This is a genomic window from Roseibium sp. AWQ4_290 (assembly GCF_056160985.1).
In genome coordinates this window covers 56,397-80,401 of the sequence record NZ_JBSWYG010000009.1, presented here as the reverse complement: position 1 = coordinate 80,401, position 24,005 = coordinate 56,397, and the positions used below count along the sequence as shown (strand labels likewise).

The window sequence follows — 24,005 nt, the reverse complement described above, 5'->3', positions numbered from 1 at the left end:
GCGTGTCGCGTTCCAATCTGTTCAAACCGTTTCGTCATTTGCGTTGATATCCATGATTTCAGGCAGAGAAAGGTGAACCTGATGAAACGCGACTTGCTCCAAGGTAAGACAGCGAGCCTGGGCGCACAGCTCTTTGCCAGAGGAGAGATGTCCATTTTCTACAGATTCCCGAAGCGGAAAGCTGATGAGTTTTTGATGGGGCTGAATAAATTTTCCTATTAAATCAATATACTGTAAGAAATATCTATAATTATTTTTAATTTTTACCAATCGTTAGTTTGGTCCTTTCAACCTCACGATGTTTCATCAGTTGAGGTGTGAAATGAGAATCCTGCAAGACATCAGCAGTTCTGCGCGCCTGACGATTGGATTTGCATTCGTATTGATTTTGCTGTTCTGATCGCGGGCTACGGTATTCATGAAGTCAATGGCGTAAACGCCAACCTGAGCGAAGTGAATGACGTCAACAGCGTCCGCCAGCGCCAGGCCATCAACTTCAGAGGCAGCGTCCATGACCGCGCCATCGCTTTGCGCGATGTGGTTCTGGTCTCATCGGACAAGGAGCTTGAGGAGGCACTGGCCGATATCGCCCGGCTGGAAGCGTTCTATACCAAGGCCGCTGCCGTCATGAGCAAGATCCTCAAACCGGGCGACATGTCCGCAGCGGAAGACTTGAAGATCCTGGGCAGCATCAACGATATCGAGGCCCATACAATGCCCTTGATTGCGAAGGTGATTGCCTTTCGCAAGGCGGGGCAGATCTCTGAAGCCCAGTCGCTTTTGATGGCCGAGGCCCGGCCCGCCTTTGTCATCTGGCTTAAGCGGATCAACCAGTTTATCGACCTGCAGGAAGCCAAGAACCATGCCATTGGCGTGGAGGTAAACCGGGTGATTGAAGGGTTTCAGGTGCTGATGGCAACCATCTGCGGCATTGCAGTGGTGATCGGCAGTGCGGTTGCCTATTGGTGTCTGAGGCCGGTCCGGCTTCTGCCCAATCTGGCCGGGACGGTTAAAAAGCTGGCCGAAGGGGATCTGTCGGTTGAGGTGCCCCAAGCACGGGGCCAGGATGAAGTTGGCGAGATTTTGCGGGCCACAGCCATCTTCAAGCAGACCGCCCTGGAAACCGGGCGCCTGCGCGAAGAGCAGGCCTTGCAGGCAGACCGGGCCGAAGCGGAAAAACGGGAAGAGATGAATGCGCTGGCCTCGAGTTTTGAGGACACTGTGGGGGGCATTGTCGGGGATGTCCTGAGCGCGGCCGAACAGCTGTTCCAGGATGCAGAAGCCATGTCTGCGGTTGCCAATGAGGCGAGCGAGGAAGTGGTTGCAGCCACCTCGGCGGCTGAGCAGGCGTCTGGAAATGTGAAAACCGTGGCCGCTGCCGCAGAGGAACTGTCGGCCAAGATCCTGGATGTATCGAAGCAGATTTCCGATGCCTCGGATCTGTCCAATGCGGCCGCGGACGAAACCCAGAGCACGACCCAGGCTGTTCACAAATTGAGCGAAGTCGTGTCAAAAGTGGCGGCGGTGACCAATCTTATTCAGGCGATTGCCGAGCAGACCAATCTTCTGGCCCTCAACGCCACCATCGAGGCGGCACGGGCCGGGGAGGCCGGCAAGGGCTTTGCAGTCGTGGCCTCCGAGGTCAAGCAGCTTGCTGAACAGACCTCGAAGGCAACGGATGAAATCAAGACGCAGATAGAGGAAATTGAGCAGGCGTCCGGCCATTCCGTTGAGGCGGTTGAAAAGATTGCAGAATCTGTTCAGAAGATCAGCGCCCTGGCCCAGACCGTGGCGGCCTCTTCGGAAGAGCAAGGTGGTGCCACGCGGATGATCGCCAAAAGCGCCTGTGAAGCCTCTCAAGGCACCCAGCTGGTCACCGGCAGCGTCGGCAAGGTGGCTGAGGCGGCACAGGAAACCCAGCGGACCTGCAGCGGGGTGCGTCTTGCAGCCGACAAGCTGACAGAGCGCGCCCGCGTGCTTCAGGACGGGGTCGGGGCTTTTCTCACGCAGGTCCGCGCGGCTTGACCCGCCTGCAATATGCGCCTGCTGCGCGCCTGATATGCGCTTCGGCAGACCGGCGGAGTGCCGGTTTGCCAAGGGTTTTCAAGAGGATGGGATAAGGGCGTTGGTTATGTCTGAAGTTCCGCGCGGCGGCCTTCAAGAATGACATGTTCCATCGCCTTGGCAGCAGCGGCCGCGTCTCCGGCGGTGATGGCGGTGACAATGGCCCGGTGGCGGGCGACAAATTCTCTGGCTTCCTGATCATTGCGCTCATTGGCCTCGGCGACAAACAGCGAATAGAGCGCTGCCTGAACCAGATCACCAAGCGACTGGAGAAACCGGTTTCCGGATAGTTTCAGGATCAGCTTGTGAAATTCCAGATCCGCAATGGCGATAGCGGCCCGGTCTTCTCCGCGAGCCAGGTTGTCACACAGTCTGGACAAGGCAACGCAATCCGCATCGCTGGCCCGGCGGGCGGCCTGACTGGCTGCGGCCGGTTCGAAAATCAGCCGGATCTCGAACAGTTCTTCCAGATAGGGGTGGGCATTTTTCAAGGCCGCGTGCCAGCGCAGCACATCCGGGTCAAACATATGCCAGCCGGTGGCCGGCCGGACATGGGTGCCTACCTTCGCCTTGGACTGGATCAGCCCTTTGGCAATCAGCGTCTTCTTGGCCTCCCGCACGACGGTGCGGGAGACGTTGAACATCTCGCAGATATCCGGGTCGAGCGGAATCATCGTCTCGGGAGGATACTCTCCCGCAACGATGGCCTTGCCAAGCTGTTCGACAACCTGATCGGTCTGGTTGCCGATTTGGTTGCCCAGTCCGCCGGTTGTGACGAAGGTCATGAGTGCGCGGCGAACGCGATCGCTGGTTTTTGGCGGAGTGTCGTTGCCCAAGTGAGACCCTTCTGCAGCAATATGAAGCCGAAAAGCAGACATCCGATGACGATCTTGGTCCACCAACTCGACAAGGTACCGTCGAAAACAATAAATGTTTGTATCAAGCCCATGATCAAGATGCCAAAGAAGGTTCCGGCAACAAAGCCCCGGCCACCGGTCAAAAGCGTGCCTCCGATAACCACAGCGGCGATGGCATCCAGTTCCACCCCGACGGTGGCCAGCGAATACCCGGCTGAGGTGTAGAGCGAAAAGACGATCCCGGCGAGACCGGCCAGCCCCCCGGAAACCGCATAGATGCCGATGGTGGTGGTCGCCAGTGGCACGCCCATGAGCTTTGCCGTCGCAAGGCCTCCGCCGATTGCGTAGATATTCTGGCCGAACCGGGTCCGGCGGGAGATGACAATCCCGGCCACAAACACCAGCAGCATGATCAGGCCGGTCAGGCGGAAACGGCCACCGCCCGGAGCCTTCCAGTAGAGTGACTGAAGAGTGTCATAAAATTCGTGGGTGATCGGCACACTTTCCGTCGACAGGACATAGGCGGCCCCACGGGCAAGGAACATGCCCGCAAGGGTCACGATAAAGGGGGGCATGTCCAGATAGTGGATCATCGCCCCCATGGCCGCGCCGAAAGCAATCGTGATGACCAGCACCAGGGCAAAGGCGGCCAGCGGATGGATGGATGTGTCGCGCAGGATCACGGCCAGAAACACACCGGTAAAGGCGATGACGGAGCCCACGGACAGATCGATCCCGCCGGACAGGATGACGAAGGTCATGCCGACGGCAGCAATGCCGAGAAAGGCATTGTCGGTCAGAAGGTTGGCGAAGACCCGGGTCGACAGCATCGACGGGTACTGCCAGGCGCAGAGGCTGTAGGCGAGCACGAACGTGGCAATGGTCACCAGAAGCGGGAGGTGGGTCGAGCGGATCATTGCGTGCTTTCCTTAGCGTCTGAAACGGAGTCGGAGGGCAGCGGCGGGGCGGACGCGCGCAGGATATAGAGCGCGTGTTTGACCGTCGGCGACTGGAGAATGAGAATGGCGATGATGATCAGCGCCTTGATCACCAGATTGAACTCCGGCGGCAGGCCGGACAGAAGGATGACCGAATTCACCGACTGGATGATCAAGGCGCCGATGAGCGAGGCGAGAATGGAAAACCGTCCGCCGAGCAGGGAATTGCCGCCGATCACGACCGCCAGAATGGCGTCCAGCTCCAGCCACAGCCCGGCATTGTTCGCATCTGCCCCCTTGATGTCGGCAGCAACGATGACACCGGCCAGTGCGGCACAGAACCCGGAAATCAGATAGACGGACAAGATGAGGACACGGCTGTTGATCCCGGCCAGACGGGAGGAGCTTTCATTGATGCCGATGGCCTCAATCAGCATGCCGAGAGCGGTCCGGCGCACAAAGGCGGTCACAAGACAGCCAAGAACCAGCCAGATCAGGATGGGAGTGGGCAAGCCGAAGACCGTGCCGGCGCCCAGATGGATCAGGCCCGGATTGACGAATGTCAGGATTGTGCCTTCGGTCACCAGCTGGGCGATGCCCCGGCCCGCCACCATCAGCACAAGCGTTGCCACAATGGGCTGAATGCGCAGGAAAGCCACCAGAAAACCGTTCCAGATCCCGCACAAGGTGCCGGTTGCAAGGGCGCCCGCAAGCGCGGTCTGCCAGGACTGGCCATCCGTGACGAGGGAGGCGGCCACCGCTCCGGCAATGGCCATCACCGCGCCGACCGACAGGTCGATCCCGCGCGTGGCAATGACCAGTGTCATGCCGATGCACAGGAGTGCGGTGGGCGCGCCCCGGTTCAGCACATCAACCAGATTGCCGAAAAGCCGGCCGTTCTGGAATTCGATCTTGAAGAAATCCGGAAAGACCAGAACGTTCAGGACCAGCACGGCTGCAAGGATGATCAGTTGCGGTGCGAGGCGTTTGAGGCTTGAAGACAGCTGAGTGGGCATCAAACGACCTCTTCCCAGGTTTCGTCGGCAATCGCGCTGACAATATTGGCTGGCGTGATGTCGTCGCCCTGCAATTCGCCCACCTGGCGACGGTCGCGCAAGACAATGACACGGGTGGAATAGGCAACCAGTTCCTCAAGTTCTGAAGAGGCCACCAGCAGGGCCATGCCGTCTTCCCTGAGCTGCTCGATCAGGGCGATAATTTCCGCATGAGCGCCAACATCAATGCCCCGTGTCGGTTCGTCCAGGATGAGAAAGGACGGGTTGGTGGCCAGCCAGCGGGCGAGCAGCGCCTTTTGCTGATTGCCACCGGACAAAAGCCGGATCGGCATGTCCAGGCTGGCAAGGCGGATGTCGAGGGCCCGCACATAGGCTTCAGCCAGTTCATCGACTTTCGCCTTGGGCAGCGGCCGGAACCAGCCTTGGCGGGCCTGAAGGGCCAGCACGATATTTTCCCGAACCGAAAGGTCTCCGACAATGCCGTCATTCTTCCGGTCTTCCGGACACAGTGCGAAGCGGTGCCCGATGGCCTCCTGAGGGCTGCGCAGCGCGATCTTGCGGCCTTTCAAAAGGGCTTCGCCCTGGTCCGCCTGAATGGCGCCAAACACAAGACTGGCCGTTTCCGTGCGGCCGGCGCCCAGCAGGCCAGCCAGACCGACAACCTCGCCCTTGCGGATCGTCAGGTCGAAAGGCTCAATCACGCCGCGGCGGCCGAAATCCTTAAGCTGGATCAGAGTTTCTCCCGTGACGGCGGGGGGGCGGTCATGAATCCGGTCTTCCAGCTGGCGGCCGAGCATCAAGGTGACGATGTCGGTCTGGCTGGTTTCGGCCAATTTGCGCGTGCCGATGACCCGGCCATTGCGCAAGATCGTCGCCCGGTCGCAAATCTCAAAGACCTGGTCGAGAAAATGGGTGATGAAGACAATGGCAAGGCCACGGGCCTTGAGTTTTTCGATCACCGAAAACACCAGCGCGACCTCGTCCCGGTCGAGACTGGCGGTCGGTTCATCCAGGATCAGCACCTTGCCGGACAGTTCCACGGCCCTGGCAATGGCCACCACCTGTTGAACGGCGACCGAATAGGCCGACAACGGGTCGGCCGGGTTCAGGTCCAGTCCGAACTCGGCCAGAAGGTCGCGCGCCATGGTCAGCATCCGGCGCTGGGCAATCAGGCCCCGCATCACGGGCTGGCGGCCAAGAAAGAGGTTTTCGGCAACGCTCAAATTCGGCAGCAGATTGACTTCCTGATAGACTGTGCCGATGCCCAGCTTCTGGCTGTGTTCCGTGCTGCGCGGCGCAATCTCCTGGCCGTCCAGGAGAATGGTTCCGCCGTCGCGCCGGTAGGCGCCGGTCAGGCATTTGATCAGGGTTGATTTTCCGGCCCCGTTTTCCCCCAAAAGGGCATGGACTTCACCGGGATAAAGCGTCAGATCGACGGCATCCAGCGCAATGGCGCCGGGAAAGAATTTGGAAATGCCCTTGCAATTCAGCAAAGGGGTTGGCGCGCTGGCCATGGGTGGGCTCCCCCGGAAAGTCCGTTTTCTTTGCTTTTGGTCTGGCACGCCAGAGGTGCGTGCCGGGCGGGAGGCCTGCCCGGCACGCGCAATCCCGGATCAGTATCCGAGATCTTTTTTCATCTCGTAGATGGCCTTGTTGTCATCCTTGAGTGTGTAGAGCTTGGACTCGGTCTGAATCCACTTCGGTGGTACGGTGCCGTCCGCCAGATAGGCTTCGAGGGCATCCAGGGCAGGGCCCGCCATGTTCGGCGTCAGCTCGATGGTGGCATTGGCTTCGCCATTGGCCATGGCCAGGTGAATGTCCGGCACGGAATCGATCGAGACGATCTTGATGTCCTGACCCGGTTTCAGACCGGCTTCCTTGATGGCCTGAATGGCGCCAACAGCCATGTCATCATTGTGGGCATAAAGGGCACAGATGTTCTCGCCGCCAAGCGCTTTGAGGAAGCTTTCCATGACAACCTTGCCCTGGCTGCGGGTGAAGTCGCCGGTCTGGCTGCGGACAATCTTCAGATTGTCATTCCCGGCGATGCCCTCCTCAAAGCCTTTCTTCCGGTCAATCGCCGGAGATGACCCGGTGGTGCCCTGAAGTTCGACAATGTCGCATTGTTGTCCGGCCACTTCCTCGGCCAGCCACTTTCCGGCGACCCGGCCTTCATGCACCAGATCCGATGTCACTGCCGTCATGTAAAGATCGTCAGAGGCATCGACGGTCCGGTCCAGCAGAATGACCGGGATTTCCGCATCCTTGGCTTCTTCCAGAACCTCGTCCCACCCGGTTGCCACAACCGGCGCCATCAGGATCGCGTCCACGCCTTGCGCGATGAACGAGCGGATGGCCTTGATCTGGTTTTCCTGCTTTTGCTGGGCATCTGCGAATTTCAGTGTGATGCCGCGTTTTTCAGCTTCCTGTTTGGTCACCGTTGTTTCCGCAGCCCTCCAGCCGGACTCAGATCCGATCTGAGAAAAACCGATGGTCAGGTCGCCGGCCAGGGCGCTTGCCGGAACAAGCGCCATCGCTCCGGCAACAAGCATTGCCTTGAGTTTCATAGTCTCCTCCACAAGGTATTTTATCCTCACGGAAATTATTAAGTATTACTTTATTACTTTTGTAAAGCGGGTTTGTGTCCCTAGTCGGAGGAGGTAATGCAACCTTCTGATAAAAATGAGGAAAACGGTATCAAAGATGTTCTGCGAATAGGTCTTTTGCCGTCTTCGCGGGCTGCGGGCAGGATCCGAAACGCGGTCTACCGGGCCGGTTTCACGCCCGCCCCGGCGTCTTCTCAGGTGTAAAAACATGGGGTGCCGGAGCGCCCGGCAGACCCGGTTTCCTAGTTTTCCAGTTTCACCCAGGCAGCATTCTTTGCCGAGGACCGGACGCAGGCGTCGATGAAGCGCATACCGGCGAGCCCGTCTGAAATATCCGGCACGAGATGGGGGATCTCTTTGCCGGTCTGATGGGCCCGGATGGCATCGGCCGCGTCCTTGTATAGATTGGCGAAGCCCTCAAGATAACCTTCCGGATGGCCCGGCGGGATGCGGGTGGCCCCCGCGACACTCTCCAGCATGCCGGCGCCCCCCCTTGTCACGATGCGCTTCGGCTCGCCGAACGGCGTGACATATAGATGGTTCGGGTGCTCCTGGTGCCACTCCAGGCCGCCCTTGTCCCCATAGACCCGGATCTTGAGATTGTTCTCGTTGCCGGGCGCGACCTGGGAACACCAGAGCATCCCCCGGGCACCGCTGGCAAAGCGCAGCATGACATGGGCATTGTCATCCACCTGACGGCCCGGCACGAAGGATTGCAGATCGGCGGCAAGGCTCTCGGCGGATTGGCCGGTGATGAAACAGGCCAGATTATAGGCATGTGAGCCGATGTCCCCGGTCGAGCCGCCTGCGCCGGAGCGGGCCGGGTCGGTGCGCCATTCAGCCTGCTTGTTGCTTTGCGCGATGGTCAGCCAGTCTTGCGGATATTCCACCTGAACGACCCGGAGGGTGCCGAGATCACCGTTTTGCACCATTTCGCGCGCCTGCCGGACCATGGGATAGCCGGTGTAATTGTGGGTGAGGAAAAAAAGCGCGCTGGAGCTTTCCGCTGCCTTGGCCAGCTTTTTGGCATCGGGCAGGGTGGAGGTCAGGGGCTTGTCGCAGATGACATGAATGCCGCGTTTCAGAAATTCCCGCGCGGCCGGATAGTGCACATGGTTCGGCGTGACAATGGCCACCGCCTCAATCCCGTCCTTCAACCTTGCCTCGCGCTTGGCCATGTCTGCAAAAGAGGCGTAGATGCGATCTTCCCTCAGGCCAAGGGCACGGCCCGATTCCAGGGCCTTTTCCGGGGTGGAGGACAGGGCGCCTGCCACCAGCTCGTAGCGTCCATCCAGCCGGGCTGCGATCCTGTGGACCGCGCCGATAAAAGCATCCTTGCCGCCGCCGACCATGCCAAGACGGATCGGGCGGGTCTGCTGGCTCTCTTGTGCGGTGTTCCCCATAATACTCCTCCATATGCCCCCCGCATTGTCTAGGGGTTTACATGACTGTAATCGATTACATCGATACCGCGAAACCACGTCCCGAAAAAGATCCCGGAACCATTTTGTGTCCAGCGGAGCGGAATGGGCTGCTGGGCCGGATGAAAAACATGCGCAGATGGGTCATCCGCCCTGCCAGGTTCTGACCGCCTCAAGCGGATAGACCAGCATCAGCACATTCAGCGTCAGATTGTCCCGGATGACCCAGAGAGCCAGAAGTTCGAAAGCAATGGCGGTCAGAACCGTGAGCCAGACTGGCACGCGCCAGGCAAAGAAGAACCCGGCCAGCATCCATATAATGTCGAATACCGAATTGAGCACGCTGTCGCCGGTATAGGTGGCGGCAATGGTGGCCTCCCGGTAGCGGTCGATGATCCAGGGGCTGTTTTCAACGATTTCCCAGGCCGCTTCGATCAGGATCGCCCCAAGCGCCCGCTCGCCCACGAAGCGGTGGCGGAGCACCAGCCAGAACAGGCCGTAAAAAAGAAAGCCGTGAATGATATGGGAGAAGGTGTACCAGTCGGCAATGTGCTGGGAGGACCCGGCCAGATCGTCTGCGGGTGTCCAGAACAGCACATAGCCGCAGGAGCAGACCGGGATACGGCCCATGGCCAGAAGCAGGGCAGCGGTTGCGGCGATCATGAGGAGGCCGGTGAGGAGGCAGGCGGTGCGGCTCAAGACGCTCTCCTATGGTTATGGGCCCATCCGGATCCGGCCCGGGGCGAGGGCGGAGATTCTATGCTGGAAATTCAGCCGGTTTCTCTCTATGACCTTGCGCCAACGAAACATCAATCCATCCGGCCCTCAAGAGTGCTGCTGCGCACCGGTTTCAACCGCCGAGAGTGCGCAGGCCCGCCGGAACAACGGATCAGGAGACACCCATGGCAGGCCCAAACGGCGCGGCGCCCTATCAGGTCCGGCGCACCTTCGCGATCATTTCCCACCCGGATGCCGGTAAGACAACCTTGACGGAAAAGCTGCTCCTTTCGGGGGGCGCGATCCGCACGGCCGGGCAAGTGCGCGCGCGCGGCGAGCGCCGCCGGGCCCGCTCCGACTGGATGAAGATCGAGCAGGAACGCGGCATTTCCGTTTCGTCCTCTGTCATGACTTTCGAGCGCAAGGGCATCATCTACAATCTGCTCGACACGCCGGGCCATGAGGACTTTTCCGAAGACACCTACCGCACGCTCACCGCCGTGGATGCGGCAATCATGGTGATTGACGCGGCCAAGGGCATCGAGACCCAGACCCGCAAGCTTTTTGAAGTCTGCCGCCTGCGCGACATTCCGATCATCACCTTTGTCAACAAGATCGACCGGGAAGGGCGCCACGCCCTGGAAATCCTGGATGAAGTGCAGGAAGCACTGGCGCTGGATGTCTCGCCGCAGACTTGGCCTGTGGGCATGGGCTCCGATTTCTTTGGGGTGTATGACTGGCAGCAGAAGAAATTCCATACTTCCGAGGGCGAGCGGGGCGGAGCCTATGCCGAGACCAAGGACGTGTCGGGTCTTGAGGATGAAATGCTGACCGGTACGGTCTTCGACCGGATCATGGAAGAGCTGACTGAGAATGTGGAGCTTGGCGCGGAAGGCTATGCGGAATTCGACCGGGACAGCTTTCTGGAAGGTCATTTGACACCGGTCTTTTTCGGCTCGGCCCTCAGAGATTACGGCATTGAGGAAGTGCTTGATTTCATCGCCGCCTTTGCCCCGCCGCCCCATTCCCAGCCGGCCACCGGCGGGCGCACTATCATGCCCCAGGAAGACAAGGTCACCGGCTTTGTCTTCAAGGTTCAGGCCAATATGGACCCCAAGCACCGGGACAGGATTGCTTTTGTGCGCCTGTGTTCAGGCACGTTCAAGCGGGGCATGAAGCTGAAACATGTGCGTGCTGGCAAACAGATCGCGGTGTCCGCGCCGATCTTTTTCTTTGCCGAAGAGCGTGAGATTGCCGATCTCGCCTATCCGGGCGATGTGATCGGCGTGCCCAACCACGGCCAGTTGCGCGTGGGCGACACGTTGACCGAGGGCGAGAACATTCACGTCACTGGCCTGCCAGCCTTTGCCCCGGAAATCCTGCGCCGGGTGCGCCTGTCCGATACGATGCGGGTCAAGCAGATGCGCCAGGGCCTGCAGGATCTGGCTGAAGAAGGCTTGGTTCAGATCTTCAAGCCGGATCTGGGTTCCAACTGGATTGTCGGCGTGGTCGGCGCCCTGCAGCTGGATGTGGTTGTGGACCGTCTGAAAGCGGAATATGGCACGGAAATCGGTTTTGAGGCCGTGCCCTATACCACCGCCCGCTGGATTGAGACCGACAGCCAGACCCTGCAGACGATCATCGAAGGCCACCGCATGTCGGTTGCCAATGACCGGGACGACAAGCCGGTGTTCTTGTTCAAGAACGCCTGGGAAATCGGTCACGTCACCGAAAAATTCCCCGATGTGACCTTCCGCGAGACGCGGGAGATCGTCTACGAGGCGTGAGCCGCCTTGCTCGCTCTCCTGCGAACGCAAGGTGACGATGCGCCGGACAAGGCATCTGTCCGGCGTGCCTGCCGCCAAGCCACCTCTGTCCGGGGCTGAGGACGTGCGCGTTTCAGTTCAACTGCAGTCTGCCGTTTTTCTTTGGCGTTGAACGCCCTGGTGACGGGCAGTGACAGGAAAAACCGCTGAAAATCGATTTTCTCTTGGAAGAGCAGTTGCACGATGGAGGTATCGCAAGAACTGACGATGATAAATTTCTGAATTTTCCGGTGGGAACTGATTGCAACGAGCCGATACCGCAACTTAATTTATCAAATTTTCTTGTAACTCTCTCTTATTGCTGACCTTTGTACGTTGAATTCACTTTTTTCTCCTCTACGATAGGGCTGTCTCTGTCGCGTGTTTGGAGAAAAATGAAGGCAATCAGAAACAGGTTGGGCTCTGCGTCCGGGGCCGCCAGACGTAAGGACGATGACGTGAGTGTGCCTCACAGGGCCAGCGCTGAAGAGCGGGCCGCCGAAGTCCGGAAATTGTCGCGGCCCTTCTGGGCGACTGTCGCGATCGGCGGGTTCAGCCTGCTGGCGGTGGTCATGTTGCTTGCCTGGTTTCTGGATCAGAGCATCATCCGCACATCCGAGCAGATCTTCCGGTCCGTTCTGCGTGACCGGACCGAGCGTCTTGAACAGCTGGCGAAAAACCATGCCCAGCTGAGCGGCGCGGTTGCGGACCTCGCCGCCGCCGCGGATATGGACTGGGCAGATACCGCCTTGTCCGATGCCAACCAGTATGATTTTCAGGTCGACGCGATCCATGTGCTGACCGGCGCGAATCATCCAATGGTCAATCTCGTAGACGGCAAGGCGGCAGTGAGCGTTCTGGAGGACCGCTACGGACCGCAGATCAAGGATCTGATTGCCCGGGCGCGCGTTGCGCGCCCAAGAGAACCGCCCGCACCGGTAAGTGGCCTGATCGGCACTCTCCCGTCTTTGCATCTGGTGAGCGCTGTTGTCATGTCGGAGACACGGGACGGCGTTTCTGAAGCGACAGACCATGTTCTTGTCTTTGGGCAGACCGTTGGGGACAGGTTTTTGAACGAAATCGCCCGGAAGTATCAGCTGCCGGGGTTGCATCTGTCCACTGCCTCTCCGGGGCCGCAGCAGGCCGGGCTCAGGGTTGGCCCCTTGGGCGATGGCAAGACGAGATATTTTATCTGGTCGCCCGCGCTGCCGGGCCAGCGCCTGCTGCCGCTTCTCGGTGCAGGGGTTCTGATTGTCTATGGCTGTATGTATCTGACTGCGCGCATGTTTTTCCGCAGCGCCGCCGACCTGGTCAAGGCGCTTGCGGAAGCCAAGTTTCAGGCGGAACAGACTCGCGAGATGCTTGCAGAGCAGGTGCGCCAGGATCCGCTAACCGGGCTGGGCAACCGGCGGTATCTGGATGAAAAGCTGGAAGAGCTGGATCAGGCCCCGGTGCCTCCAGCAGGCCACGCGCTGCTTTTTCTGGATCTCGACCGTTTCAAGGGCATCAACGACACCCATGGACATGAGATCGGGGATGAGGTCCTGCGCTATGTCGGCAAATGCCTGTCAGCCCTGGCCCGGGAGGCGGACACGGTCCTGCGCCTCGGTGGAGACGAATTCATTGTGATTTTCGGGGACGCCGGTAAAGACCGGATTCTGGCCTCTGCGCGGGCCATCCTTGAGCAGCTCAATCGGGATGTGACCTTGAGAGGGGTTCCGCTCGAACTTGGAGCCAGTGTCGGAGTGGCCTTTTCTCCCAATCCGACGCAGCTGCTCCGGCAGGCGGATATGGCGCTTTATGCGGCAAAACGGCAGGGGCGGGGCCAGGTTTCTGTCTATTCTGGAGACTTTCTTGAACAGGACAGCATTTTTGCCGCAGACTCATCCTGAGCACGCCCAACAGGGCGCTGCACGAGCGGGCCTCCGAGCAGAACGAACCGGCCCATAGGCCGGTTCATGGACTGTTTTCAGCGGGGCTTGGAGCTCAGGACGCCTTGGCGGCCGGCAGCTCTATATCAATGCCCAGTGTGGTGACATCGCCCGTGCGGTCCATTTCCAGACGGACCGAATCCGGATCGATTTCCACCCGCTTAGCGACAACCGCCAGAATGTCTTCGCGCAGGCTCGAAATCAGGACAGCGTCGGTGCCGTCATCGGCCCGTTCATGCGCCAGAAGAATTTGCAGCCGGTTCTTGGCAACAGAGGCAGTTTCGCCTCTTTTGCCAAAGAGGCTCATGATGTTCATGCAGCCCTCCCTTTGAAGAGCTTGCCCAGAAGCCCCTTCTTCTCCTCAGGGATGGTTACGGGGATGTTTTCCCCCAGAAGCCGCCGTGTGGCTTCCGTATAGGCCTTGGCCGGGGCAGAGTTCTCGTCGGACAGGGTCACCGGCAGGCCCACGTTGGAGGCTTTCAAAACGTCCTTGCTTTCCGGAACGACACCGATCAGCGGAACGGAGAGAATGTCCACCACATCGTCAGTGGCCAGCATGTCGCCGGTCTTGGCCCGGTCCAGGTCATAGCGGGTGATCATCAGATGCTTGGGCATCCGGCCGCCGTCTTCGGCAACCTTGGTCTTGGCATCCAGAAGACCGATGATCCGGTCACAGTCACGCACGGAAGAGACTTCCGGATTGGACACGATGATCGCCTCATCCGCATGGCGCATGGCCAGCGTGGCGCCGCGCTCGATCCCGGCAGGACTGTCGCAGATGATCCAGTCGAAATACATGCGCAGTTCGCTGATCACGCTGGCGACGCCTTCTTCGGTCAGGGCGTCCTTGTCCCGGGTCTGGGACGCGGGCAGAAGGTAGAGGTTGTTCAGCTTCTTGTCGCGCACAAGCGCCTGTTTGATGGACGCTTCGCCGCGCACCACATTGACAAGGTCGAACACAACCCGGCGCTCGGCGCCCATGATCAGATCAAGATTGCGTAGCCCGACGTCGAAATCGATTGCGCAGACCTGATACCCTTCTTTGGCCAGCGCCGAGGCAATGGCGGCGGTGGTGGTTGTTTTGCCCACACCTCCCTTGCCAGACGTGACCACAACGACAGTGGCGTTGCTCATGGTGTTCGTCCCATTTTGTATTTGGCTCCGGCCCCAGTTCTTGGGGCGGACCCTTGGTTAATTCAGTTCTTCAAACACAAGCGTTTCGTTTTCGAACCGGATTTGTGCCGGCGCGTTGCGCAATGTGCCGTCGAAGTCGTCGGCGACCTTGTAGAGACCGTTGATGGAGACCAGTTCCGCATCCAGCTTGGTGCAGAAAATTCTGGCATCGTCCTGGCCGGCCACACCTGCCAGCGCCCGGCCGCGCAGGGCGCCGTAGACATGGATGGAGCCACCGGCGATGATCTCCGCCCCCGAACTGACCGATCCGATCACCGTCACATCCCCGTCCGGGTGCATGATGCTCTGGCCTGAGCGAACCGGCTCATTGATTACAATTGACGTTTGGTCATCTTTGACAGGTTTGGCAAAAGAATGGCCATTTTGGGATGCCCCGTTCATCTCCCCTGATTTCCGACCGTTTTTGGTCTCCGACATGGGCATGTCCTCCGCATTGGCGGCCTTGTCGGTGCGCGCAGGCGCCTCGGAGGCCGGAGCCTTAGCCGATTCGGCGGACGCAGCGGGCTCAGGCACTTCCACGTCGGAGGTCAGGCGGCCGCCCCCGAAGCTCGGGGGCATGCCTTTCTTCAGGCGTGTGCCGGAAACCCCGTCAATGCCCATGACGCGGATGGAGCGCTCGCCCAATCCGTCCAGAAGTTCTTCCAGATCCTCGATCGGAATGTTGCTGCCGCGCACATCAAGAATAATCGGACGGTCGATAAAGAAACCGGGAGACCGGGACAGAATCCGGTCGATCTCCTTGAACCACGCATCAAAAGGCGGTTCAGGTGACAGTACGATCGCAATAAAGGACTTTCCCTTAAACTTCATTGAAGAGGTCCGGCGGCAAAAAAGTGGTCAATTCATGTCGTGAAATAAACTTATCATTAACGGAACCGCACAATTGGGCGGACATCTGTTTTCCACCGATATCGGTTTTGTCGTGCGATTTCAGTTAATTGACGGATCAGCGGAGTCTGATCGCGGTTCTCTATCACGCAAGCATGCAAGAATTGCCGAGAGCCCCGCCGGGAATCACGCGGACAGCATCTGCGCCATTTCCTTTGCCGGTGCAGTATTTAACCAAATTCGAGTCAAGGACTGGAATTTGCCATATTGCAGCGCAATATGGCTCAAGAGGAGTGTGGAGCAATATGCGCTCGGGGAAATAATATGAGCAATTTCAGTGACGTGCTGCGATATGTCGACCTTTCTGACGAAGAGGCAGCTGTGGCTCTTGACGTTTCCAGGGATGAAATTGCTCGCTGGTGCAGCACCAGCGAGGCGCCGCCGCTGCATATCTGGCACAAGCTTGTGCGCATGCTGGATGACATTCGATGGTCGGCAGAGGAAGCCGCCAAGGCTGCGGATCTGGACCATTTGGACGCTTCCGATCTGAACCGGGTTCATCTGGAGGTTCCCGGTCAGGGGGCCGGCCAGTTTGACGGCCCCAAACGGGCGGCAACGGCCCTGGCTGTGGCAACCCTGGCCCGGGTTTTCGTCTGACCCGGCTTTCAACCCGGTTCGTTCTCAGACAACGGCCCAAGGGGAAACCCGTTTCTGCCATTCTAATGCCTGGCGCTGTCAGATCGGTATCCAGCAAGAGAGATTGCTTGGGGGAGGGTAGAGGCCGCCCGCCGCAGCCCCTTTGGCCCCGCCCGTCTTTCTGCTAACAACGGATCAGGCCTGTTTTTTTAAAGTATCCGGTTCGTCCGGATCTGCCGTGAAAGCCGGGCCGTATCAGGGACGGGACAAGCGGCGGTGAGCCTTGGCTTCGCCGGATCGGGGGCGCCGGGCATGACATCCACTTTCAAGGGCCTTCTGGCCGCTCTTGGCGCCTTTGCGGTCTTTTCCAGCCATGACGCCCTGATCAAGGCGCTCGGGGAGACCTATCAGGTCTTTCAGATCATCTTTTTTTCCATGCTGTTTGCCTTTGTGCCCATGTCGATGATCATGCTGGCGGACAAGGCGGTGGACAATTTCCGGCCGCGCCATCCGTTTCTGGTGCTGTTGCGCTCGGCGATGACGATCACGGCCATGTCCTGCGCCTTTTACGCCTTCACCATGCTGCCGCTTGCCGAGGTCTATTCACTGCTGTTTGCTACACCGCTGCTGGTGACGGCCCTGTCCGTGCCGCTGCTGGGCGAGACGGTCAGGATGCAGAGATGGGGTGCAGTGATTGCCGGGCTCGTCGGCGTTCTCATTGTCTTGCGTCCGGGGGTGACCGAGCTGACAGCGGGCCATATTGCCGGGCTGACGGCCGCCTCGGCCAGCGCCCTGGCGTCGATTCTGGCGCGCAAGCTGGGCGGCAAGGAACGCCCGGCGGTTCTGATCCTCTATCCCCTGCTGTTGTCCATGATGGTCATGTCCATGACCCTGCCGGTGGTCTATGTGCCGGTTTCGCTGCCGGATCTGGGGCTGATGGCGGTGGTTGGGTTTATGTCGGTTCTGGCGCAGCTGTGCATTCTGGGGGCGTACCGGTCCGCGCCCGCCGCCTTTGTCGCCCCGATGCAATACAGCCAGATTCTCTGGGCAAGCCTCTTCGGTGCGCTCTTTTTCGGCGAGATTCCGGACCTTTATGTTGCGCTCGGGTCCTGCGTCATCATCGGGTCTGGCATGTTCGTGGTCTGGCGGGAAAGCCGGGAGAATGTCTCCGAACAAACGCCGGTGCTCAGGACCGCAAACCCGCGTGTGGACACCGGGCCGCAGCCCAAACAGGTTGCCGACCCCAAGGCAAGGTAAAGCAGCCCAAGAACGCCCGCCCCAGTCTCTGTCAGTCCAGCCGCTTCTTGAACCGCAAGGCGGCGATGCTCAGGCCGACAACAAAAAAACCCAGCATCCAGAGCACGTCGCGATGGAGGTCAAGCAGCCCGGCATCACGCAGCACAAAGCCCCGGATCATGCGCATGAAATGGGTTGCTGGAAAAATTTCCGCGATATACTGGGCGGCCAGCGGCATGCCTTCATAGGGGAACATGAAGCCGGACAGCAGGATGGAGGGCAGCAGCACGAAGATGGTCATCTGCGTGGCCTGAAGCTGGCTTTGCGCGATCGTCGACAGAACCAGTCCGAGGGACAGGCTGGCGCCGATAAAGAGCAGCGTCCCGGCAAAAAGGGCTGGCAGCTGGGTGCCGAAAGGCACGCTGAACAGAATATGGCCGAGCCCCAGAATGATCAGCATCTGGAGGAGGCCGATGAAGATATAGGGAATGATCTTGCCGATCATCAGCTCTATCGGGCGGATGGGGGTGTTGATCAGCATCTCCATATTGCCGCGCTCGCGCTCGCGCACGATGGCAGCGGAGGTGAACATCACCATGGTCATGGTGAGGATGATACCCACCAGCCCGGGCACGATATTCACGGCCGTGCGCTGCTCCGGGTTAAAGAACAGGGCGACCTCGAAGGTTGGCGTCGACCTGTTGGGCGCCTGCTTCGTCAATTCGCTCAGCGGCATATTGCGCAGGCCCTTGATCGCGCCAGCAATCATCGTGTCTGAACCGTCGACGATCCATTGGGCGACCGGGCGGCTGGTTTCCATGTCGGTGGAGGCCGGGGTGCCGAGGCCGATCGCGGAAGAGCGGGCCACCCGCTGGGACAGATCCTTCGGCAGAATGAATGCCGCCCGCACCCGGGCCGCCTTGATGGCCGCTTCCGCATCTTCAGGGCTGGCCAGATGTTCGGTCACGTCCACGACCCGGGTGGCCTGCACCATCTGGATCAGGATGCGGCTGAGGCCCGTCTGACTCTGGTCGACCACCGCAACCGGAATGTCCCGGAGATTGGTGTTGATGGCATAGCCGAACAAAACCAGCTGGATCAGCGGGATCATGAGCACCATGCCGAAGGTCATCCGGTCCCGGCGCAACTGGGACAGTTCCTTCATGAAAACGGCGTGAATACGGGACAGGGCCATCATTGCCGTCCTTCCCCCGTGGCCGTGACAAACACATCTTCCAGATTGGGCCGCACCTGTTCAATCAGGCTGGCACCGCCGGTCTCTGGCCGGGCGCGCAAGAAGGCTTGCGGATCGGGAACCGTATCCTTGACCAGAACGCGCAGCCGCGCGCCCAGTTGTGCGGCGGCGACAATCTCCTCGGTGCCCAGCAAGCGGCGGCGGATGTCCCTGAGGTTTGGCCCCCCGATTTCCACCACATTGGCGCCCATTGCGGCCATCAGCTCCTTGGGCGCCCCGTCGGCGCGTTTCTGACCCGCTTCCAGGATCGCGATCTTGTGGCAGCGCTCAGCTTCGTCCATGAAATGGGTGGTGACGATGATGGAGGTACCGCCTTCCACCAGATCAAAGAGCTGTTCCCAGAAATGCCGGCGCGATTCCGGGTCCACAGCCGAGGTTGGCTCGTCCAGAAACAGCAGTTGCGGTTCGTGCAGGACGGCTGTGGCAAGCGCCAGGCGCTGCCGCTGGCCTCCACTCATCTTGCCGGCGAAGCGGTCCTTTAGCTCCGTCAGGGCGTAACGGTCCAGCACCTCGGCAATGCGGGCCTTCCGCTTGTGTGGGGACAGGCCATAGATTGTTGCCATGAAGCTGAGATTTTCCAGCACCGTCAAATCGCCATAGAGCGAGAAGGTCTGGGTCATGTAGCCGATCCGGTATTTCAGGGCTTCCGCATCCTTCGGTATGGCAAGCCCGAGCACTTCCACAGAGCCTTCTGTCGGGGTCAAAAGACCCGTGAGCATGCGCATGGCCGTGGTCTTGCCGCAGCCATTGGGCCCCAGAAATCCATAGATCATGCCCTTTTCAATGGTCAGGTCCAGGCCATCGACCGCCCGGAAGCCCTTGAAGGATTTGACCAGCCCCTGGGCCTTGACGACGATTTCTGAGGGCGGCGCGCTCACGGCAGGAGGACCTGGGCAGGAACTCCGTTAGGCAGGGAGGCCGCGCTTTCCGGCAGCTGGATTTCCGCCAAATACATCAGCCGGGCCCGTTCGGACTGGTTGAGTGCGTAATAGGGGGTGAAGGAGGGATCGGAGCTGATCCAGCGCACCTTGCCATCCACCAGGGCGTCCAGCCCGTCAATCCTTACCTGAAGACTGTCGCCTTCCTTGATCTGCACCCGGTAGGGTTCAGGCACATAGACCCGGGCATAGGGCGCATCTCCGGCCAGCATGACGGCGACCGGACTGCCGGCCGTTACCCGCTCCCCGAGGTTCCAGGGCAGGCTGTCCAGAACCCCGTCGCGCGAGGCGGTGATGGTCAGGTCCGACAGGATGGTTTCCTGGGTGGCCAGGCTGGCCTCGGCTGCTGCCAGTTCGGCCCGGGCGATAGCCAGATCCTCCGGCCGTGTACCAGTCTCCAGTTCCCGCAGCTCTTCTTGTGCGCTTTTCAGGCTGGCAGCTGCCGCATCCCTGCCCGCAAGGGCGCTGTCAAGCTGAGCCTGGCTGGTGGTGCCGCGTCTGGTCAGGTCATTGTAGCGCTTGAAGGAGGCTTCGGCATCCAGCAGCTCTGCCTTGGCCCCGGCGACAGAGGCCCGGGCCTTGGCAATGTCTTCCGCGCGGGCGCCATTTTCCAGTTTTTCCAGATTGGCTTTGGCTTTCTGCACCTCCGCCTGGGCCTGATTGACGATGGCCTGCTGTTCGGCCGGATTGAGCCGGGCCAGGACCGTGCCCTTTTGAACGAAACTGCCCTCGCTAACGGGTAGATCGATCAGCACCTCGTTGGCGGTCGCGGTCAGCGCAACCCGATCTCGTTCCAGCGTGCCCAGGGCGACGCCGCCGTCTTCGCCGAAACATCCGGCCAGCAGCAGGCAGGCAGCGGTGGCCGCGAGGGTCTGGATTTGAACAGAAATCATGGTCTCTTCCCCGGGAGACGGCCGACCGGAACGGCAGCAATGTCTTTTGCGCCACAATACTGCGGCGGGCGGGGAAGACCAGAGCAAAATAGGCAAAAGCCGGGCAGTGCCCGGCTTTCCTCATGAGAAGACGGAGCGCGTCAACTGGCGCGTTTGAAGACGTTGTACCAGCGTTTTTTCGGTACCTTGATGGCCCGCTCCAGGATCTCAGCGGCATAAAGCGCCGCGTTTTCACGGGCCTTTTCCATCCCGGACACCTGGCCTGCGTTCAGATTGGCGAGGCCTCCTCCAAATTCGAACAGGTCCCGGAAGGCGGCCCGCTCGACAATCGGGGTCATCAGGACGTCGATATTCTGCGCCGACAGGAAATCCTGCACCGCTTTCATCGCCCGTGTGGTGACCGCCGCATTGGTGCGTGTCAGCACCACACAGTGCTTGATGTCCTGGCGGACAATCTTTTCCAGCTTCTTGATCAGGGTCAGGATTTTGGCGCCGCCCCTGGCATCCATGGAAGAGCCCTGAATCGGGATGACCACAAGATCGGAGACGGACAGCGCGTTGGCCACCACGAGGTTCTCCGTTCCCTCAAGATCCACGATCACATAGTCGGAGAATTCCGCCGCATGCGTGATCTGTTCGGCAATGGAGGCAGGCGACATTTCACTGACAACCGAGATGCCTGGGCATTGCACCGGCAGCTCGAACCATTTGGAGATCCATTTTTGCGGATCCGCATCGAAAATGGTCACGCGTTTTCCCCGGGCGGCGACTTCTGTCGCCAGCAGCAGGGCGGCGGTGGTCTTACCGGCGCCACCTTTTGCATTGGCAAAGGAAATGACTGGCATCTGGGTTCTCCTGAACTTGCCGAGCATTGTCTTGCAAAGAGACCTCTGTCGGATCTGTCTCAACGGCAGTCTTGGAATTTTATGGTTACCAATTTCTTAAAGTCGCAATTTGCAAGAAAGTTATTCAGGGTGGCAAACCGAATGTGGATAAAACCCGCAGATTTCTAGGTAGTTCTGGCGATCTCTTCAAAAAGGGAGCGGATTTGTGCTTGCAAATGAAGGTCTTGTGCGGATTGCGCAGCGCGGGGAGAAGGGGCTGGACGCGTCTTTGGTCGAGGGGAGCAGCGCGGAAGGGGAGCCGCAGCCCTCAGGCAGCGTTCGATTGAACTAACCAAGCGCCAAGCATAGGTTAGGCTGGAAAGTGTTGAAAATGGTTCAACAGATTGGCGTTTCTGTGTCAAAAATGCCATGGGGATGACATTTTTCACCGGTCCTTTAAAGACAGGCTGAACCGATCACCTGCTATCGTAACGGAAAGGGTGCCATGCTGCACAGATCGATGTCATTCCGGCTGGCCCGGCGTCTCGGGGGAATCGTTCTGGCGGCGGGGCTCGCCGTCCCGAGCGCGATTCCGGTGGCTGGGTCCGGCGCCGCGCAGGCCGAGGCGCTGAAACCTTACAAGGACCGGCTGTTCCGCTACAAGACCGTGAGCGAAACCCTCTATGACGGTGATTTCATCGTCGTGGAATATTCCAAGCAACGGGACCTCAGGGACCGGGACGAGGTGGACGAACGCAAGGTCTTCGGCAACTACGTGTCCTACAAGCCCAAACGCGGCCGCGGCAGCGCGGAGCTTCAGGCCAATGGCCGGACCATCAAATATATGGGCACTGGCAAGTGGAAAGGCGGGGCAAGAACCATTGTGATCTATGTTCATGGCCAGGGAGGCAACCGCTTCCAGGGCATGAATGATGTCTCCTTCGGTGGCAATTTCAACCGAATCCAGAACCTGATGGTCCGCAATGGCGGGGCCTATCTGACCGTGGACATTACCAGCTTTGACCGGCGTGGCACGGCGGATGTCGCGGCCCTGATCCAGTCTCAGAAACAGGTGTCCCCGGGAGCCCGGGTGGTGGTGGCCTGCGGCTCAATGGGCGGTATTATCTGCTGGGGCCTGCTGCGCAGTGAAACCTATTCAAAGCTCCTGAGCGGCATCATGCTGCTGGGATCTCCAAAAGATCCGAACCTGTTTTCCTCCGGGGCGCTGTCCCGCAACGTGCCCATCTATATGGGCCAGGGCACGCTGGACCGGGTCTATAACTGGGAAAGCCAGGCCAATTTCTTCAAACAGATCAAATCGCGCGCGCCGAACTACCCAATCAAGTTCACTCTGTTCGACACGGGTACGCACGGCACGCCGATCCGCATGACCGACTGGCGCCTGGTTCTCAACTGGATGCTGGGATGAGACGCAGGCGTTCAGCACTCAGCGTTGTGCGGACGGTCTTGGTCTTGACGCAAGTCCGGTTGCCCCGTCTCTTTGCTGTGTCTTTGCACGAAATCTGCTGAATTCCCTCCCGCTGCAGCCATGATTGTCCTGTTGTCTTGGAGCGTCCAGTTCCAACTTCAAAAGTGTCCGGCATGCGCTTCTTGAAACTGTCCCTGATCGTGTTCTCCGTTTTTTCCACCGGTGCGGTGGCCTCCTATGCAACGGGGCTATGGGGTCTTTTGTCTGCGGGCTATCCACGCGCTGTCTGGCCCGCGCTTGGCGGCTTTGACACGGTTCAGGGCAGTCACGGGGATACGGCGCAGGCCCCGGTCTTGAAGCCGCTGAACCGAACGGCCCGGGACCTGTTTGACAGCGCGCAAAGCCGCGCGCTGCTCGTCAATGAGGGCGGGCGGACCGTGCTCGAAACCTATGCGGACGGCCTTGGACCCGGAACCAGGCTCAATTCCTTTTCCCTGGTCAAGAGCCTTGTTGGGGCGCTGGTTCTCAAAGCGGTGGCCGAGGGGCGGATCAAGAGCCTGGACGACTCGCTTGGCGCCTATCTGCCGGCCTTCGGGCCGGCAAGCCTCGATCATGTGCCGCTGCGGGACCTTTTGGACATGCGCAGCGGGCTGGCTTTTGAAGCAGACAGTTCCGATAAGATCGAGCAAATTTCGAGCGTCAATCCCTTTGGCAACCTGGCAAGGCTCCACGGCGAGGGCATCGAGGCCGTGGCCAGCCGCCTGTCCGTGAAGCCGGACCGGGCAGGGCGGTTTTCCTATCAGAACGTGAACACGGCCCTGCTCGGGCATCTCCTGAGCGACATCTACGGCGAGCACTTGTCCAGCCTGCTCTCGCGCAAGATCTGGCAGCCGTCCGGCGCTGCCGATGCCTTCTGGCTGCGTCACCGGGAAACCGCCGCTGTCACGGCCTATTGCTGCCTTTACGCCACAGCGCGCGACTGGGCCCGTGTTGGCCGGTTCCTGATGAAAAACGGGACCACGGAGGCTCCGTTTCTGCCCGATCCCTTGTGGGGCGCCTTTTTCGGGAACAGTTTGACGGAGACAGACGTCGCCCAGGGCGCCTACCGGCTGCATCTGCGCCACGATAGACTGGACCGGGAGGGAGAGGCCCTTCAGGGGCGCTTTGCCTACATGATGGGGCAAGGCGGACAGATTGTTTACATGATGCCGGAGAAAGATCTGGTGGCGGTGCGGTTTGGCGAACGGCACGCGCTGCTCCATTCCACACTCTATGCGGCGTGGAACAGCCTGCACACGCCCTGACACCGACTGATGGTACGGTGCCCTTTGCCGGAGAGGACACAATTTTGAGGCCGGATCCGGGTTTGCGGGACAGCACCTATTCGGCCAGATGGTTGGACGCCCGTCTGATCCGG

22 protein-coding genes are annotated in these 24,005 nt (G+C 59.8%); 7 read left to right on the top strand and 15 right to left on the bottom strand.

What is annotated here, in order from left to right; all coding sequences use genetic code 11:
• Positions 1–21: 21 nt before the first annotated feature.
• Positions 22–270: a hypothetical protein gene (locus tag ACXAH0_RS10880; RefSeq protein ID WP_475191150.1), complete on the bottom strand. Its 249-nt coding sequence runs from the start codon at positions 268–270 to the stop codon at positions 22–24.
• Positions 271–369: 99 nt separating this feature from the next.
• Between ACXAH0_RS10880 and ACXAH0_RS10875 the strand changes: the two genes are divergently transcribed.
• The gene (locus ACXAH0_RS10875) at positions 370–2,025 is read left to right on the top strand and encodes a methyl-accepting chemotaxis protein (RefSeq protein ID WP_475191317.1); all 1,656 of its coding nucleotides are present in this window, start codon (positions 370–372) and stop codon (positions 2,023–2,025) included.
• Between the two features lie 104 nt (positions 2,026–2,129).
• On the opposite strand, the gene ACXAH0_RS10870 is transcribed toward ACXAH0_RS10875, so the two are convergent.
• The 7 genes from ACXAH0_RS10870 to ACXAH0_RS10840 form a co-directional block, all read right to left on the bottom strand.
• A complete protein-coding gene (locus ACXAH0_RS10870; protein WP_475183038.1) occupies positions 2,130–2,849 on the bottom strand; it encodes a FadR/GntR family transcriptional regulator in 720 nt (239 codons plus the stop codon).
• Positions 2,846–3,835, bottom strand: a complete 990-nt coding sequence (yjfF, locus tag ACXAH0_RS10865; RefSeq protein ID WP_475191314.1) for a galactofuranose ABC transporter, permease protein YjfF — start codon at positions 3,833–3,835, stop codon at positions 2,846–2,848. Before yjfF ends, ACXAH0_RS10870 begins: the two co-directional genes overlap by 4 nt.
• Complete coding sequence (locus ACXAH0_RS10860) at positions 3,835–4,875, bottom strand: ABC transporter permease (protein WP_475191147.1); 1,041 nt, start codon at positions 4,873–4,875, stop codon at positions 3,835–3,837. The genes yjfF and ACXAH0_RS10860 overlap by 1 nt, the downstream gene beginning before the upstream one ends.
• Positions 4,875–6,389 (bottom strand): sugar ABC transporter ATP-binding protein, encoded by a 1,515-nt coding sequence (locus ACXAH0_RS10855; RefSeq protein WP_475191146.1) that lies wholly within the window; start codon positions 6,387–6,389, stop codon positions 4,875–4,877. Before ACXAH0_RS10855 ends, ACXAH0_RS10860 begins: the two co-directional genes overlap by 1 nt.
• A gap of 99 nt (positions 6,390–6,488) precedes the next feature.
• Positions 6,489–7,442 carry a galactofuranose ABC transporter, galactofuranose-binding protein YtfQ gene (ytfQ, locus tag ACXAH0_RS10850; RefSeq protein WP_475183025.1) on the bottom strand — a complete coding sequence of 318 codons (954 nt, stop codon included), beginning with the start codon at positions 7,440–7,442 and terminating at the stop codon, positions 6,489–6,491.
• Between the two features lie 281 nt (positions 7,443–7,723).
• Positions 7,724–8,884, bottom strand: a complete 1,161-nt coding sequence (locus ACXAH0_RS10845; RefSeq protein WP_475191144.1) for a Gfo/Idh/MocA family protein — start codon at positions 8,882–8,884, stop codon at positions 7,724–7,726.
• A 162-nt stretch (positions 8,885–9,046) separates the two neighbouring features.
• Positions 9,047–9,601 (bottom strand): DUF2585 domain-containing protein, encoded by a 555-nt coding sequence (locus ACXAH0_RS10840; protein WP_475191140.1) that lies wholly within the window; start codon positions 9,599–9,601, stop codon positions 9,047–9,049.
• 203 nt (positions 9,602–9,804) lie between these two features.
• Here ACXAH0_RS10840 and ACXAH0_RS10835 point away from each other — a divergent pair, with 203 nt between their 5' ends.
• Both ACXAH0_RS10835 and ACXAH0_RS10830 read left to right on the top strand, forming a co-directional pair.
• Complete coding sequence (locus ACXAH0_RS10835) at positions 9,805–11,406, top strand: peptide chain release factor 3 (RefSeq protein ID WP_475191136.1); 1,602 nt, start codon at positions 9,805–9,807, stop codon at positions 11,404–11,406.
• Positions 11,407–11,882: 476 nt separating this feature from the next.
• Complete coding sequence (locus ACXAH0_RS10830; RefSeq protein WP_475191132.1) at positions 11,883–13,316, top strand: GGDEF domain-containing protein; 1,434 nt, start codon at positions 11,883–11,885, stop codon at positions 13,314–13,316.
• Positions 13,317–13,410: 94 nt separating this feature from the next.
• On the opposite strand, the gene minE is transcribed toward ACXAH0_RS10830, so the two are convergent.
• Genes minE through minC form a run of 3 tightly spaced genes read right to left on the bottom strand, consistent with a single transcriptional unit; the run spans position 13,411 to position 15,359 of the window.
• Entirely contained in the window at positions 13,411–13,671 is a 261-nt protein-coding gene (minE, locus tag ACXAH0_RS10825) for a cell division topological specificity factor MinE (protein ID WP_475183002.1), read from the bottom strand.
• The gene (minD, locus tag ACXAH0_RS10820) at positions 13,668–14,489 is read right to left on the bottom strand and encodes a septum site-determining protein MinD (RefSeq protein ID WP_475182997.1); all 822 of its coding nucleotides are present in this window, start codon (positions 14,487–14,489) and stop codon (positions 13,668–13,670) included. Before minD ends, minE begins: the two co-directional genes overlap by 4 nt.
• Positions 14,490–14,546: 57 nt before the next feature.
• Positions 14,547–15,359 carry a septum site-determining protein MinC gene (gene minC, locus ACXAH0_RS10815; RefSeq protein ID WP_475182993.1) on the bottom strand — a complete coding sequence of 271 codons (813 nt, stop codon included), beginning with the start codon at positions 15,357–15,359 and terminating at the stop codon, positions 14,547–14,549.
• A gap of 342 nt (positions 15,360–15,701) precedes the next feature.
• Here minC and ACXAH0_RS10810 point away from each other — a divergent pair, with 342 nt between their 5' ends.
• On the top strand, positions 15,702–16,034 hold the full coding sequence (locus ACXAH0_RS10810) for a hypothetical protein (RefSeq protein WP_475182989.1): 333 nt from the start codon (positions 15,702–15,704) through the stop codon (positions 16,032–16,034).
• 255 nt (positions 16,035–16,289) lie between these two features.
• Positions 16,290–17,270 carry a DMT family transporter gene (locus ACXAH0_RS10805; protein WP_475182987.1) on the top strand — a complete coding sequence of 327 codons (981 nt, stop codon included), beginning with the start codon at positions 16,290–16,292 and terminating at the stop codon, positions 17,268–17,270.
• A gap of 31 nt (positions 17,271–17,301) precedes the next feature.
• On the opposite strand, the gene ACXAH0_RS10800 is transcribed toward ACXAH0_RS10805, so the two are convergent.
• From ACXAH0_RS10800 to ACXAH0_RS10785, 4 genes are all read right to left on the bottom strand, one after another.
• Positions 17,302–18,444 (bottom strand): ABC transporter permease, encoded by a 1,143-nt coding sequence (locus tag ACXAH0_RS10800; protein ID WP_475191129.1) that lies wholly within the window; start codon positions 18,442–18,444, stop codon positions 17,302–17,304.
• A complete protein-coding gene (locus ACXAH0_RS10795; protein ID WP_475191126.1) occupies positions 18,444–19,382 on the bottom strand; it encodes an ABC transporter ATP-binding protein in 939 nt (312 codons plus the stop codon). The genes ACXAH0_RS10800 and ACXAH0_RS10795 overlap by 1 nt, the downstream gene beginning before the upstream one ends.
• Positions 19,379–20,335 carry an HlyD family secretion protein gene (locus tag ACXAH0_RS10790; RefSeq protein WP_475191121.1) on the bottom strand — a complete coding sequence of 319 codons (957 nt, stop codon included), beginning with the start codon at positions 20,333–20,335 and terminating at the stop codon, positions 19,379–19,381. Before ACXAH0_RS10790 ends, ACXAH0_RS10795 begins: the two co-directional genes overlap by 4 nt.
• A 140-nt stretch (positions 20,336–20,475) precedes the next feature.
• Positions 20,476–21,180, bottom strand: coding sequence for an AAA family ATPase (locus ACXAH0_RS10785; protein WP_475182973.1), 705 nt, complete (start codon positions 21,178–21,180; stop codon positions 20,476–20,478).
• 484 nt (positions 21,181–21,664) lie between these two features.
• On the opposite strand from ACXAH0_RS10785, the gene ACXAH0_RS10780 reads away from it, so the two are divergent.
• The gene (locus tag ACXAH0_RS10780; RefSeq protein WP_475191117.1) at positions 21,665–22,588 is read left to right on the top strand and encodes an alpha/beta hydrolase; all 924 of its coding nucleotides are present in this window, start codon (positions 21,665–21,667) and stop codon (positions 22,586–22,588) included.
• 173 nt (positions 22,589–22,761) lie between these two features.
• The gene (locus ACXAH0_RS10775) at positions 22,762–23,892 is read left to right on the top strand and encodes a serine hydrolase domain-containing protein (RefSeq protein ID WP_475191115.1); all 1,131 of its coding nucleotides are present in this window, start codon (positions 22,762–22,764) and stop codon (positions 23,890–23,892) included.
• Positions 23,893–24,005 lie beyond the last annotated feature (113 nt).

What these genes read in the sequence shown, in the direction of transcription:
- ACXAH0_RS10870 (WP_475183038.1), bottom strand. Translation starts at nt 2,849, where the DNA reads ATGACCTTCGTCACAACCGGCGGACTGGGCAACCAAATCGGCAACCAG.
- ACXAH0_RS10860 (WP_475191147.1), bottom strand. Translation starts at nt 4,875, where the DNA reads ATGCCCACTCAGCTGTCTTCAAGCCTCAAACGCCTCGCACCGCAACTG.
- ACXAH0_RS10855 (WP_475191146.1), bottom strand. Translation starts at nt 6,389, where the DNA reads ATGGCCAGCGCGCCAACCCCTTTGCTGAATTGCAAGGGCATTTCCAAA.
- ytfQ (WP_475183025.1), bottom strand. Translation starts at nt 7,442, where the DNA reads ATGAAACTCAAGGCAATGCTTGTTGCCGGAGCGATGGCGCTTGTTCCG.
- ACXAH0_RS10845 (WP_475191144.1), bottom strand. Translation starts at nt 8,884, where the DNA reads ATGGGGAACACCGCACAAGAGAGCCAGCAGACCCGCCCGATCCGTCTT.
- ACXAH0_RS10835 (WP_475191136.1), top strand. Translation starts at nt 9,805, where the DNA reads ATGGCAGGCCCAAACGGCGCGGCGCCCTATCAGGTCCGGCGCACCTTC.
- minE (WP_475183002.1), bottom strand. Translation starts at nt 13,671, where the DNA reads ATGAACATCATGAGCCTCTTTGGCAAAAGAGGCGAAACTGCCTCTGTT.
- minD (WP_475182997.1), bottom strand. Translation starts at nt 14,489, where the DNA reads ATGAGCAACGCCACTGTCGTTGTGGTCACGTCTGGCAAGGGAGGTGTG.
- minC (WP_475182993.1), bottom strand. Translation starts at nt 15,359, where the DNA reads ATGAAGTTTAAGGGAAAGTCCTTTATTGCGATCGTACTGTCACCTGAA.
- ACXAH0_RS10810 (WP_475182989.1), top strand. Translation starts at nt 15,702, where the DNA reads ATGAGCAATTTCAGTGACGTGCTGCGATATGTCGACCTTTCTGACGAA.
- ACXAH0_RS10800 (WP_475191129.1), bottom strand. Translation starts at nt 18,444, where the DNA reads ATGGCCCTGTCCCGTATTCACGCCGTTTTCATGAAGGAACTGTCCCAG.
- ACXAH0_RS10790 (WP_475191121.1), bottom strand. Translation starts at nt 20,335, where the DNA reads ATGATTTCTGTTCAAATCCAGACCCTCGCGGCCACCGCTGCCTGCCTG.
- ACXAH0_RS10785 (WP_475182973.1), bottom strand. Translation starts at nt 21,180, where the DNA reads ATGCCAGTCATTTCCTTTGCCAATGCAAAAGGTGGCGCCGGTAAGACC.
- ACXAH0_RS10780 (WP_475191117.1), top strand. Translation starts at nt 21,665, where the DNA reads ATGCTGCACAGATCGATGTCATTCCGGCTGGCCCGGCGTCTCGGGGGA.
- ACXAH0_RS10775 (WP_475191115.1), top strand. Translation starts at nt 22,762, where the DNA reads ATGCGCTTCTTGAAACTGTCCCTGATCGTGTTCTCCGTTTTTTCCACC.